Source organism: Thioalkalicoccus limnaeus (genome assembly GCF_041197575.1).
GTDB lineage: Bacteria > Pseudomonadota > Gammaproteobacteria > Chromatiales > Chromatiaceae > Thioalkalicoccus > Thioalkalicoccus limnaeus.
The window spans coordinates 1-12,383 of the sequence record NZ_JBDKXB010000025.1; the positions used below are offsets into that span (position 1 = coordinate 1).

Genomic DNA, 12,383 nt, shown 5'->3' on the forward strand with positions numbered 1-12,383 from the left:
ATAGCTCAGCCCCCTGACGCAGTGCCGATGGCGAATTGTCTCCATCGGCCTATCTTGACGATTTTCGGGGTCCGCTATACACCAAGCCCAAGGTCACCAAGCCGGCAGTGTCTTAATCCCCTTACGAACGGGTCTCTGATTCAAACATATCGTTCGACCTGGATGTCGGCTTGTTGTTTTGTCTTAATCCCCTTACGAACGGGTCTCTGATTCAAACCAGGTTCCGTGGTTGGGCCGCCTAGGCCCACATCGTCTTAATCCCCTTACGAACGGGTCTCTGATTCAAACTCCCTACGTTCAACCCAGCCGAGCCGGCGGATACCGTCTTAATCCCCTTACGAACGGGTCTCTGATTCAAACCTCACTCAATGAGGAAAGACCATGAAAACGATCACGTCTTAATCCCCTTACGAACGGGTCTCTGATTCAAACCGGTCGTGGCAGCCTATATAGATCGGTTCCAGGCGCGTCTTAATCCCCTTACGAACGGGTCTCTGATTCAAACCGCCGTGACTCGTTCGGTCGCTGGGCGTTGTTTGTCTTAATCCCCTTACGAACGGGTCTCTGATTCAAACGACGCGGGGCGAAAATTACAGAATCTGTAAAAACGTCTTAATCCCCTTACGAACGGGTCTCTGATTCAAACCGACCAAGGTGTGAAGACAGGTGTTCTCCGCGCGTCTTAATCCCCTTACGAACGGGTCTCTGATTCAAACACGCGCCGCGACATCGGCCCGTTGGTGGATCGAGTCTTAATCCCCTTACAAACGGGTCTCTGATTCAAACTATGTCACCGAAAACCCCGCACAGGAAAACCCCGTCTTAATCCCCTTACGAACGGGTCTCTGATTCAAACGAGACCAAGCCCCCGGCCGACGACGCCATCGATGTCTTAATCCCCTTACGAACGGGTCTCTGATTCAAACAGATGAACCAATCGACACCACTCGCCGTTTTCGGGTCTTAATCCCCTTACGAACGGGTCTCTGATTCAAACCTTTGTCGCCTGCAATTACCGCGGCGAAGAGTTGTCTTAATCCCCTTACGAACGGGTCTCTGATTCAAACCGCACCCTCGGATTCGGCCTTTAGAAACAACCTGATGGAGAGGGGTCTGAGGATCATTTCAGATTTCCAGGAGTTGGCGTTGCGTGTCCACAGAAACGTCCGAATCAAGGTCGAGGATACGCGGCGATGCGGCCCCTCGCAAGCCGAACCGCGCGGACCAGTGTCAGATCAATAGGACATCGATGGGGGAGGCGTGGTCGTGCTTCTTGAACAGGTCGGTTCCATCGATTCCGCTTCCACGCCCAAGCTGATCGATATCGACCTTTGCGGGCAATGGGTAGACACGAATGTCGTCGCGTCGCGGGTCGATGATGGTGGCGAGTTCGGATAGCAAGGCCTGGATCTCGGCCGGGCGAGCTGGAACCAGGAAGACCGAATATTGGAGTGGGAAGCCCTTGCGCCGCACGGTGCGGTGAACCTCGGCGAGACGCCGCGGATCGCCCGAGATGTCGTACGCGAGGATGTGAAGCTGACTACGATTCGCCGCCATGGTCTATCTCCTAATGGCGTTCCTGGGATGCGGCACGCTGGCCCGTGCTCGAAAGTGACCGTCAGCGTCTCTACGCGGGGTTCGGTAGGGCGTGCCGCGTACCATCGATCGTCTCTGGAGCTCGCCGCATCAGGTCTCGTGGATCAGCCAACGGTGCAGGGTGCTGGTGATCTCGCGGCCGCGCTCGGCGACACGGATATGGCGCGACTCGAAGAGCGAGACCACTTCACGTCTCGTCGGGGGCCGAACGGGCTCCCCATGGCTGCGAGCGGCCATCTGGCGTGATCGAAGCCAGCCGAGGCGCGCCGGCTCCAGATACCAGATCAGGATCTCGGCGAGATCCCGGGCCAGCGTCGGCGGGCCGATCTGGCCCAGCGATTGGCCGGCGCCGAGGCCGAGGTCTTGCAGATGTTCCTGCATCCAGCCGAAAGCCAGGGACCTGATCCATTGGCGTGTCGACAGGGCCACCGCCGGACCGGCGTAGCGGCCGGCACGCAACTCGATCTGCGCACGACAATTCGACGGATCGCGCTGCTCGAGCGGAATCGCCAGTTTGTGGCCGACCCAGTGCGCGGCGCGCCGCCGGTAATTGCGGAACCAGTAGCCATACATCCCCTCGGCCTGAGGCAGCAGCAGGAATTCGGTCAGTCGTTGGTAGAGCTCGTCGTAGGCCCCGGGACGGCCGGTCAGCCGCGCCCTGATCTCCCCCTGCTCATCGAGGAACAACACGCTGATCCCACGTTCGGCACAAGCGAGCAGCGCTGGAGAGCTCCAGCCGACGTTGGTCGCGGTCACGACGCGCGAGAGCCGTTGCAACGGGAACAGTTGCGGCGCGCGCTCTTCGCGACTGATGCACAGCGCCGGTCCGTCGAGGCTGACGTAGGTATCGGCACCCGGGGCGATATAGAGCGGACGGGTGTCGATGGCGGCACCGCGCTCGGCACGCGGGCTCCCTTTCTTGCGAGGGGTGTGGACGATCATTCGGTTTGCCCTCTGTGGTCGCTCGGCCCTTGCCCCACCTGGCCCAGGTGCGCGGCCACGCGGGTCGTGACACGACGCAGCCAGCGCCGCGCAGGTCGGGCGAAGGGCTCATAGGCGCGAAAGAAGTGGCCGCGCCCGGCCTTGCCGAGGAGACAGGCCGACCCGTCTCGAACGAAATGATCGGCGGTCAGCGTGCGGGTGCGGAACTGTTCCCAGGCCCAACCATCGAGACGCGGGCGCAGCGGCTCGATCAGATCGGCGGCCAGCGACGCGCGGCCGAACGCCGGTTCGTGGAAATAGCCGATTGCCGGATCCAGGCCCGCCACGTGGCAGGCCCGCGTCGCCTCGTGATGCAGCAGCGTATAGCCGAGCGACAGGACCGCGTTGAACGGATCGCGCGGGGGCCGACGATTGCGTCCGGCGAACCCGAGCGACTCGGGCAGAAGCACGGCCAACCCGGCGAAGTGGGCCGCGGCGGCGGCCCCTTCGAGACCACGCAGGCTGTCGATCGACAGGGCGGTTTCGCCGCGGAGGCGGGCACGAATGGTCTTGAGGCGGCGGTGCGTCTCGGTGAGCGGGTGCCGCCGATCGGGACGCTGGATGATCGCACGCTGGATCAGCCGGCTTTGGCCCTGCACCTTGGCCAGGACCAGGCGTCGCGACCAGTCGCGGCACCATTCCGGATCGTCGTAACAGCGGTATTGGCCGATCCGCCGGACGGCGTCGTTGTGGCCGGGCCCCAGCAAGGCCGCTACTTTGGACCCATTCCAACCCCCGAACAGGAGCACGCTGACACCGCCGTCGGCGAGCCGGGCGAGCGCCCCGCTCTGCACGCTGACCGAGCTGCGCATCACGATCCGTTCGAGCAAATGCAATGGCACCGTCGTCTGGCGCGCGTTGTCCGCATAGATGGCCAGGGCCTGGCCTTCGAGCTTGAGCGCGAGGTCGCGCCGGTCGAGATACAGGGTCGTCATGGTCGTCAGTCCACGTAGAACCACGGGGGGTCGGTCGGCTTGACCGCGATGCCGAGCGTCCGGATCCGGCCGCGCGGGTCGAGCCGCACGAGGAAGAAACGATCTTCGTGGAGATTCAGTACGGCCCGAATCTGGCCCAGCAGGCGCCGGCGTTCGGCCGGCGTCAGAAAGCACTCGAAGACCGATTTCTGCCGGCCGCTCGCGTAGCCCTTGAGCACCACGAGCGCCTCGCGAAGCCGACCGGGATCGGAGACGTCATAGGCGGCCAGGTGCAGGATTCGCTTGGTCATGGGCGCAGGTTAGCGCCGGGCGGGCGGCCTCGCCGGGTTCACAAGCTTGTGGCGGGGCCGGTGTGTCTCGACTACGACGGCGCCAACCAGCGTGCGATGACGCCGCGCAGCTCGGGCAACCGGTCTCCGGCGCAGACCTGGATGCGCAGATCGGCGGCGCGGCGCCGAACGTGGGCGGGCAACGGCAAGTAGCTGACCAGCATGGCCCGAGCCTGAAGGCCGCCGAGGAGATCGGCCAGCGCATCGAGCCGGTAGAGGGCCTCGGCGCCCGGCCCCTCGCCCTGCTTCCAGCTCTTGGTCTTGCACTCGACCAGATACAGGCGGTTCTCGGCCAGGCAGGCGACGTCGATCTCGTTGTGGATCGGCGCGCCGCGCGCGTCCTCGCGGTACAGCTCGACGCCGCGCGCGAGGTCCTGGATACGCCGCTGCTCGCCGCGCAGCGCGCGCAAGACCCCGTAGACATGCTCCTCGAGCCAACCGCCGTTGACGAAGAAGCGCGCCGCCTCGTCGGGGAAATGCAAGCAACCGCCGGCGACGCGGAGCAACCCCATGCGGGCGAACTGGCCGAGGAGATCACCAAGCGCGCGATCGTCGCGCTGGTCCGCCGTCAGAGGCGGCGAACGTAGCGAATCGGTCGCCTTCATCGCCAACCAGTTCAGCGTGCCCAATGCCGGGGCCAGGCGTGCGTTGTGCGCGACCAGCCAGTCGGTCAGGGCGCGGCGGGCCTCGGGGATGGCTTCGGTCACTGCCGCGCGGCATTGCGCGCCGTGCGCGAGCAGGAAGGCATCCAACCGGATCCGATTTGCCAAGTCGACCGGCGGCCGTGCCCGCGGATGCATCCAGATCAGCCGGTCCTGCTCCGGGTGGATGTAGAAGATTGGCTGATCGGCCGCGCGGAAGACCTCGTAGGCCGCGATGCTCATCGGCTTGGTGCCACCTGTCGCATTCAGCGCGATCCCGCCCGCGCCGACCTCCCGCAACTCCGGTTCGAGCCGGTGCAACAGCTGCGACTGAACTTGTTCGATGTCCCAGGGATCCGTGATCGCCCACCGCTCGACACGAATCCCGCGCGGCTTCAGGACCCGCTCCAGCCAGTCGGCCCGGCGCACCATATCGGGGCTCACGAGCAGGATCACGCGCCGCGGCGCGACCGCCGGATCGAGCACTGGGGTCAAGTTCGGCGTCGGTTGCGCCGAGACGAGACAGAGGTGCGTATGTTCGGCCATGGTCCCTCCCGATGATGGTCATCCGTTCGTCGCTATTGGATCATGTGCCGGCGCGGGGACGCTGCGCGGCCCGGGCCAGTGCGATACGGGGCGACCGCGGCGTGGCGAACCGCCGGCCCCAACCTCTGCCGTGAGCCTGTCAGCCGACTCGCTCGATCCGAAAGGTCTCGAGCCGTGCCCCGCAGGCACGCATCTGCTCGGCCGTCAACTCGCGCCCGCGCAGCTCGGGCGGCAGATCCAGGCTCAGGTGGCGAAACTCGGCGCCCCGCGCGCAGACCTCGGCCGCCAGGTTGACCGGCAACGAGCCGATCACCGTATCGCCGGGCTGAATCTCCACCGGATCGAGGTGAAGAACGAACTCATCGACGGTGATGCCTTCCTCCGTTGCCCATTCCAGGGCACCGGGGTGGCGGGAGACGAAGTAGGTGGTCATCGGCGCAGCTGGCCTCCGTCGCTCGTCACGTCAAGTCCGCCAGAAGGGCTCTGATGGCAATTGCGGGGAAAGGCTTTTCAGACCAACCCTCGCTGCCTCGCTGCGCAGCAGCGGAATCAACGCGGTCTCAGCCCACCCGGAAAAGGCTGCCCAATCGGTCGGCCCAACCGGCGTCTCGCCATGGGCGAGAATCGAACCGTTGCGTCTGAGCAGATGGTCGAGTAGATGGTCGCGTTCCTGCTCCACGAAGGCGCGAACCGGTCCGTCCAAGTGATGGGCGGCCAACTCCCAGGCATCGCGCAGACCCACCTTGAGTTTTCCGTTGGTGGCCGGCGCGACCTGAAGCCCTGACGGCACCTGTGAGGCGTCGAGGTCAGAGGTATCGATTCCCTTCGTGCGCAAGAGCCACTGAGCGGTCCACTCTATCAACCGATAGAGGCGAGCCACCGCGTCATCGTAACGGGCTTGCGCGGCTCGGCGGTGGGCGTTGAGCCAGAGATCCCACAACTGGGCGGGGGTGCGCTTCGGGTCATCGACCGAGCTGGTCAGGCACTTCGCAGCCGTAAACCAAGCGCCGGCCGTCGCGCCGATACGATTGCGATAAATCTCCATCCCCCTGAGTGCCGATTGGTGGTCGAACCTGTCCCAGGCATCCAAAGCGCGACTCAGACCTGTCGCGATCTGGAGCTCGCCGCGCAGTGTCGCATCGCGCGGGGCCGCCAAACCGGCCAGGCCATCGGCCGCCTCGCCGTAGGCGAAGCGGCCCCAAGCCGCGAGGTAAGGGGCCATCGCGCGGCGCAGGCGAATACCCTCGGTGTAGATCGCGAGTCCGGATTGGCTGCCGTCATGGACCTTGATCAGATCGGCGCGCGCCCCGGTGATGATCTGCAACGCGATGCCATCCAACTCGAGCGCGGCCATCACGAGCGCGGCGCTCATCGTCTTGGTGCCGCCCGTGTAGTCCGCGACGAAACGGGCATCCGGAAAGCGCCGTCGCAGATCGGCCAGCGCATCGAGAATCGTGCTGACCGCCAGGTCCAGATCGTCCGACGGGACTTCGATCGTCGTCCATCCCTCGTCCGGGAGCTTGGTCAGCGTCGGTAGGTTCGGCAGACGCTCGACGGCATCGCCGCACCGCGCCTCGATCGGCGTACCCTTCCCTGTCACCATCGATATCGAGCCGGGCTTGCCAGTCGCCGGATCCCGTGCGGAGCAGATGAACAGCGTATGCCGCGGACGGCACTCGCTGATCGCGGTCAGAAGCGGTTGGTGCGAACCACCTACCGTGCAAATGAGAATAACGTCCGACACGAACATGCCCCTCCTCGAATGACCGATCGCCATCTCCACCACAACACCGCTGAACGACCCGCTAGCCGCATGACGAGGCATCCGAGCCCGAACGGAAGTTCGTACAGCCGGGCTACGACGAACTCTTGCAGCAAGATCCCCATCAGTCCGCAGGCGGCCGTCGCACGCCTAGCGGCACCAGCCGGCTTGGGTCCATGCAACCGCCGACCGCATACCAAACCGCAGCGCGCCCGCTGCTCTGTTGGCAATTCACGGAGTGTCCTCCGTCAAAGGCGGGCGCCTCCGGCTCGAGGCGGGATGGATATCATTCCTCAACCCACCCTGCGAGCCTTGTCCGCGTAGCGTTCCGCCCGACCCAAGGCCGCGATGAGGATGCGACTCTGTCGACGCACCCTGTCGATCAGCTCCGCCATCCGCTCGGGACATTCCGAATACTCATGGGCAATGGCGTTGCGGGTCTTCCTGATCTCCAGCCAGTCGCGCACCTGCGGCAGGATCGCGAGTTTCTCCATCAGGCTCAATAGATCCGGGATCCGCTCCGCCTTGTCGGGCTCGAATTCCAACATGGCAATCGTCTTGAACGGCGCAACCAACATGTCCTGCAGGCGGGCGAAGCGGGACGTCAGTGCCTCGTAGCGCTCGAGCCGTTCTTCGTCGGAAAGGGGCGTCGCGTCCCGCGCCCGCCGAAGCGAATACTCGAGATGGTCCGCCTGCTTGCGACACCGCGCGAGATGCTCCAGCAGCAAGCCGACGAGAATCGGGTCATAGAGGGTCATAGCAACAGGCCCCGTTGCTTCGCGATGCGATGGATCGGACGCTCGGCGTCGCCGGGGTAGCGCACCAACAAATCGACGGACACGCCCTCGAACAGGTCTTCCAGATCGATCGCCACCGCCATCTCCGCCGTCAACCGCCCGGCATCGGGCTCCTGCTCCGCCTCGACATAGAGATCGACATCGCCCCCGCGACGCCGGTCCTCGACGCGGGACCCGAACAGCCAGATCACCGAGTCCGGCCCGAAGCACTCGCGTAGCCGAGCCACAGCCAGCTGCCGCTGCTGCTCCGAGATTCGCATCAGCCAAGGCACCGCAAGGGTTCGCGGGCGAAAAACACGGGGGCCAGCCGACAGCGAGTCAGTCGGCCGCCGACCTCGGTGCATGACCAATGCTCGCCGGGACTTTGGACGAACAGGCGCCCCTGTTTCGCCTTCACCAAGGAAGACCCTCGCGTGCAGCGTGCCATTCGATCCCCCGCCAATTCATGTGTCCCCCCGTTCGGCCGACGACGATAGGTCAATCCCCCCGGCGGACAAGATCCCGGCGAGTTGCCAGCCATTGCCGATGGGCACGACCGACACCTCGCACCCCTTCAATGGTTTTTTCTTGGCAAGAACCTTCTGGAGCTTTTCGGGAAGCTGGTCGCGCAGCCGCTGCGCCGCCGGATTGAATGCGCTCGCGACCTTGCCTTGATAATTGGCCCTGAGCTCTCCGCTGCCCGGGATAAACTGGATTGTGACATCGCTCCAAAGTTGTTCGGATGCGGTCGCGCCCGAATCGATTCGCAATCTCGACCGATCTTGGCCGGTTGACTCCTCTTTGATGGCGGCCATCGCGCCATAACCGACGGCAGTCTTGGCACCAAAGCCAAGCCAGGCGAAGGCGTGCTCGAAGGCCGCTGTCATCAGCGCCTTCCAGGCGTTATGCTCGGCGAGGTCGGGCGCCAACTGCGCGAGGAACAATCGATCGCAGTGGACGTGGACGGCGAAGCCCGATCCGGGAGGAACGGTAAGGAAGTTGATGGGCTTCGGCGAACCGGACTCGTGTGGTGTCTCGCCTGGTGGTACCTGGTAATAGTGAGTCTGATGGGGTGTCATCACCTCGACCTGCAAAGCGTTTCCTTTGAGTTGAGGATAGACATCCCAAAAGGTCAGGGCGCCGCGCAGATGGTCGGTCTCGCCCGATGGGACATCCCTCCCGAAAAGGACCTCGACCATTGAGAGGGTGATCGGCTTACCGCCGATTTCGACTCTGAATATGGATTCCTCGTGCCAGCCTTTCCGATCGCCCCAGTCTCCCGAGGCCAGCTCGCGGGCGGCCTGGCGCAGGACGCCCTTGACACCGCTGCCCGGCAGATAAGGCAGGCCGTAGGGGTTCAGAAAGGCGAAGCCGTTCTCCAACGGGTGCTCATTGCCCAGGCCGGTCGCAAAAGGGGCGACCGACTCGGTCTCCAGCCGCAGCAGGGTGCCGCTCGATTGCAGCGTCTTGGCGAACTCGGCTTGGCGGGAGGCGAGCGCCGACATGGTGGCTCGGTCTTCGACGGATAATTTAAGCGCCTCGTGCAGAGCACTACTCTTATTCTCGTCGCGAAACTCGCGTTCTTGCTTGTCTTTGCCAGCCACCCGGTAGTTGAGGTCGTGGGTTGTCCAGAGTCGTTCACCAGAGCGATTGTTGACACCCCATAGCTTCAGGTACATGCCGAACCGCAAGCCAGGCGATGCTCGGGAAAAATCCTCCCCGAGATAGTGGGGAACCGCCGCGATCGCCATCTTCAGACCCTCCCGGCGCGGGCTGCCGCCGCCATCTGTCGTAGCCAGCGCAGCCAGGCAAAGGCCTCGGCCGTGATGTGCTGATAGGTCCGCGGATCGGCGTTCATCAGCGCATCCATGAAGGGCTCGAACTGGTCTTCACGAATGACCTGTGGGAAACGCTGTTGCAGCCAGCCGCGCAAGTGCCTTGCGAGATCCTCGCAGTGACGCTGCGAGGATTTGGACCCTTTCTCATGCAGGAAGGCCATCACCTGCATCAGCCCGCTGTTCATGATGAGAGCGGGCAGCCCTTTGGCAAGCTTCATGTACTCGTCGCTGCAATGTTGGCTCTTCTCCCAGGCATCGGCAGCACGTCGTTGCTCTAGAGTCTGTGACATGGGCTCAAGCCTCCAGGATCCTGACGGTTACCAATCCGCGGCCGGTCGTCGCATCGCCGCCGATCTGGATCAGCCGGTTATCGAGTAGATTGCGCAGCATGAGCATGACGCCGGTCGCGTCCATGGCGTCTTCCTTTCGGCCGGTGCGAGTCTGGCTGGCCATCAGCGGTGCGAGAAGGACGGATTCCGGCGGCAGATTCTCGGTGTAGAAGAGGCCCCCACCATCGGCGGTTCCGGTATCGGGATCGATGCGCACGTGCGGCTCGACGACCGTCGCATGCTCGGTGAAATAACCGAAATCCGTGTCCGAGAGGATCACAAGATCCTTCGTAAGCTTGTCGCGGAAGAAGGCATGTTCTGGCCCCTGCGGCAGAGCCTTGCTCGCCAGATCCTGAGTCAGGTCAGGCAGATCGGGAGAAATACGCGCCGTGTATTCGAAGGCTTCGAGATGCAGCTTGTCGTTGGCGAGCAGCTCCGGATTGGCTAGGACGCAGTGCCCCTCTGTGACGTCGGGAATCCGCCATTCCACCGCCAGACCGATCAGGGTCAGTAGGCGTTGCGCCCGGCCGAGCGCCTGCGGGCATGTCGCATAGACATAGCCATTCTTGAGACAGCGTACCGGGAAAGCGACAAGCTGTGCGTCGCCGAAGCTGACCGCTCCGGCATGCAGGTCACTGCTCCCAGACTCGGGTCCGAACACCCGGTCGATCAAGACGCGATCCCCACCGATGGCCTCGAACCCGTGGCGCACCGCGCCCTTGATCCCGGACCCGGCGAAACATGGGTGCTTTGTGTGCCGTTCGCGCTGGATGGGGTTGTCGATGACGCCGAGCATCGAGCCAGCGCCGAGATGGACCGGACTCACGGCATAAAGAAAGACGGCAGCCTGTTTTTCGAACATCGAGGTTCCCTCTTCTTAGTAAACGGCAAAGGTGAAACGGTTGAAGCCCTCGGCGCGACGGTGGGGATTTTCCGGCGGATCAGACCAGAGGCCCATTTCGGCAAGCTTGCGCAGGGCGTCCGGGGTCGTCGCATGCAAGTCCTCGATCCAATAAACACTACCAGCGGGGACGGCGCGCTGAGCCGTTTTGGGCTGCCACCGGGCCAGATCCCACCCGGACACGACCTCTGCCCGCGGGACAGCGGCGCAAACGAGCCTCCCTGAGACCTCGCCAAGCTGCCAGTGCCCGTCAGGTTGGCTACCAGGCAAACGCCAACCAGCGGCGAAGAGTCCCGGCGTGGTCAACACGATTCGGCAGCGTCGTGCTCGGAGCAAGGCATCGACATCCGGTGCGGGTGGGGCGTACTCGACGCCCTGGATGGCTGCCGCGCGACCATCGCCGCCCAGCCGTACCGTGCCCGAGGTGCTGGGCTCGGCTCCTCGAACACCAACCAGGAACCCGAGATCCGGCGTCAGCGCAACAGCTTGGCCGGTGAAGAGCTTGCCGTCGTCGGCGCGACGCCGCTCGGCGTCGAGACCCACACCGATGCGTGTATCGAGCTTCCAGAGATTCGCGATCGGCTCGACATCGTCAGCGGCTGGCGTCTCGCCAGCCAGATATCGCGCCCAGCCGCGCTGTGTCAGCCAGAAGCCCGAGACCGTTTTGCGTCGCGCGGGCTCAGCCAGCAGCGGGAGCTTGGCCAGCGGAGCGGAAGACTGGATTCCCGCTGCCGCCGAATGGGGTTTCAGCCGTTCGACAGTCAGGGGGCCGAGGTCGGCCTGCGTCAGCACGAGATCGGCCGGTAGCGCAAACAGACCCTCGATGCGTCCACCCGCCTCGCAACGTGCCAGATGGAAGTCGGTCACACGGAATGAGCCGGGCCGATGGGGCGTGCCGAGTGTTGGATGCGGCACGCGGCCAGCAGCGAAGTCGCCGGGATCGACCCGGTCATCGGCGAGAATCCGCGAGCGCAACGCGCCGGCAGCGACGGACGGCCAGGGCGGAACCAGGCTCTCACCGAAACTGCCGGGGTCGTCGAATAGCTTGTTGCCGCGCAGATAGAGCACGTCGAGCGGCTGCAAGAAGCAATAGGTCGTCATCTGGTGGGTCTCTCATCCAGGGTCTGGCGCATGCGCGCGACGGCTTGCGCCAAACCGGGTAGATCCTGCTCGATCACGCTCCAGACGAGCTCGGGGTCGAGTCCAAGGTAGCCGTGTGCCAAAACATTGCGAAACCCGGCGATGTCTCGCCACGGGATACCAGGCTCGGCCGACTTGAGCCTGTCGGACAAACGCTGCGTCGATTCGGCGAGGGTTTGCAGATTGCGAATCACCGCGTCCTGGACGAGTCGCGACCCCATGAAGGTGGCCCGCTCGCCCTTCGTGTATTCCGAGATGCGCTCGATGCAGTCGGCGCCGTGCCTCAATAACACCGCATCGGAGTCCTTGACCGGCGTCATAGGGAGCACGCCTCCCGCAGCACGCGGTCACGCAAGGCTGGGTGGAGACTGGCCTCGGTGACCAGATCGACTTTGCGGTGCGTGAGATCCTGGACATCCATCAACAATCCCCCCAGCGCCAAACCGCTGCGTCCGGGTGGAAGAGAGACGAGGAGATCGATATCGCTGTCGGCCCCAGCATCGCCGCGGGCCATCGAGCCGAAGACACGGACGTTTTCGATGCCATGACGGGCAGCGAGCGCGCGGATGGCCGCGCGATGTTGCTCGATCAATGGATGCATAGCGGATC

At 64.1% G+C, this 12,383-nt stretch carries 15 protein-coding genes and 1 CRISPR repeat array; all 15 genes read right to left on the reverse strand.

Annotated features, from left to right (window positions below; translation table 11 throughout):
• Nucleotides 1-109: 109 nt before the first annotated feature.
• Nucleotides 110-1,067: direct repeats of the CRISPR family, unit length 37 nt; unit sequence GTCTTAATCCCCTTACGAACGGGTCTCTGATTCAAAC.
• Between the two features lie 163 nt (nucleotides 1,068-1,230).
• Nucleotides 1,231-1,557, reverse strand: coding sequence for a CRISPR-associated endonuclease Cas2 (gene cas2, locus ABC977_RS14605; protein ID WP_369668008.1), 327 nt, complete (start codon nucleotides 1,555-1,557; stop codon nucleotides 1,231-1,233).
• Nucleotides 1,558-1,686: 129 nt separating this feature from the next.
• Nucleotides 1,687-2,538, reverse strand: coding sequence for a CRISPR-associated endonuclease Cas1 (locus tag ABC977_RS14610; protein ID WP_369668009.1), 852 nt, complete (start codon nucleotides 2,536-2,538; stop codon nucleotides 1,687-1,689).
• Nucleotides 2,535-3,512 (reverse strand): CRISPR-associated endonuclease Cas1, encoded by a 978-nt coding sequence (gene cas1 / locus ABC977_RS14615; RefSeq protein ID WP_369668010.1) that lies wholly within the window; start codon nucleotides 3,510-3,512, stop codon nucleotides 2,535-2,537. Before cas1 ends, ABC977_RS14610 begins: the two co-directional genes overlap by 4 nt.
• A 5-nt stretch (nucleotides 3,513-3,517) precedes the next feature.
• Nucleotides 3,518-3,802, reverse strand: a complete 285-nt coding sequence (locus ABC977_RS14620; RefSeq protein ID WP_369668011.1) for a CRISPR-associated endonuclease Cas2 — start codon at nucleotides 3,800-3,802, stop codon at nucleotides 3,518-3,520.
• A gap of 71 nt (nucleotides 3,803-3,873) precedes the next feature.
• Entirely contained in the window at nucleotides 3,874-5,028 is a 1,155-nt protein-coding gene (locus tag ABC977_RS14625; RefSeq protein WP_369668012.1) for a Card1-like endonuclease domain-containing protein, read from the reverse strand.
• 139 nt (nucleotides 5,029-5,167) lie between these two features.
• Nucleotides 5,168-5,461 carry a CRISPR-associated protein Csx16 gene (gene csx16 / locus ABC977_RS14630; protein WP_369668013.1) on the reverse strand — a complete coding sequence of 98 codons (294 nt, stop codon included), beginning with the start codon at nucleotides 5,459-5,461 and terminating at the stop codon, nucleotides 5,168-5,170.
• Between the two features lie 30 nt (nucleotides 5,462-5,491).
• Nucleotides 5,492-6,631, reverse strand: coding sequence for a TIGR02710 family CRISPR-associated CARF protein (locus ABC977_RS14635; protein ID WP_369668014.1), 1,140 nt, complete (start codon nucleotides 6,629-6,631; stop codon nucleotides 5,492-5,494).
• A gap of 452 nt (nucleotides 6,632-7,083) precedes the next feature.
• A complete protein-coding gene (locus ABC977_RS14640) occupies nucleotides 7,084-7,548 on the reverse strand; it encodes a hypothetical protein (RefSeq protein WP_369668015.1) in 465 nt (154 codons plus the stop codon).
• Nucleotides 7,545-7,847 (reverse strand): nucleotidyltransferase domain-containing protein, encoded by a 303-nt coding sequence (locus ABC977_RS14645; RefSeq protein ID WP_369668016.1) that lies wholly within the window; start codon nucleotides 7,845-7,847, stop codon nucleotides 7,545-7,547. The genes ABC977_RS14640 and ABC977_RS14645 overlap by 4 nt, the downstream gene beginning before the upstream one ends.
• Before the next feature lie 183 nt (nucleotides 7,848-8,030).
• Nucleotides 8,031-9,317 carry a type III-B CRISPR module RAMP protein Cmr6 gene (gene cmr6 / locus ABC977_RS14650; RefSeq protein WP_369668017.1) on the reverse strand — a complete coding sequence of 429 codons (1,287 nt, stop codon included), beginning with the start codon at nucleotides 9,315-9,317 and terminating at the stop codon, nucleotides 8,031-8,033.
• Nucleotides 9,318-9,319: 2 nt separating this feature from the next.
• The gene (gene cmr5, locus ABC977_RS14655) at nucleotides 9,320-9,694 is read right to left on the reverse strand and encodes a type III-B CRISPR module-associated protein Cmr5 (protein WP_369668018.1); all 375 of its coding nucleotides are present in this window, start codon (nucleotides 9,692-9,694) and stop codon (nucleotides 9,320-9,322) included.
• 4 nt (nucleotides 9,695-9,698) lie between these two features.
• Nucleotides 9,699-10,595: a type III-B CRISPR module RAMP protein Cmr4 gene (cmr4, locus tag ABC977_RS14660; protein WP_369668019.1), complete on the reverse strand. Its 897-nt coding sequence runs from the start codon at nucleotides 10,593-10,595 to the stop codon at nucleotides 9,699-9,701.
• A gap of 15 nt (nucleotides 10,596-10,610) precedes the next feature.
• Nucleotides 10,611-11,735 (reverse strand): type III-B CRISPR module-associated Cmr3 family protein, encoded by a 1,125-nt coding sequence (locus ABC977_RS14665; RefSeq protein WP_369668020.1) that lies wholly within the window; start codon nucleotides 11,733-11,735, stop codon nucleotides 10,611-10,613.
• The gene (locus tag ABC977_RS14670; protein WP_369668021.1) at nucleotides 11,732-12,094 is read right to left on the reverse strand and encodes a HepT-like ribonuclease domain-containing protein; all 363 of its coding nucleotides are present in this window, start codon (nucleotides 12,092-12,094) and stop codon (nucleotides 11,732-11,734) included. Before ABC977_RS14670 ends, ABC977_RS14665 begins: the two co-directional genes overlap by 4 nt.
• Nucleotides 12,091-12,375, reverse strand: coding sequence for a nucleotidyltransferase family protein (locus ABC977_RS14675; RefSeq protein WP_369668022.1), 285 nt, complete (start codon nucleotides 12,373-12,375; stop codon nucleotides 12,091-12,093). The genes ABC977_RS14670 and ABC977_RS14675 overlap by 4 nt, the downstream gene beginning before the upstream one ends.
• Nucleotides 12,376-12,383: the final 8 nt, after the last annotated feature.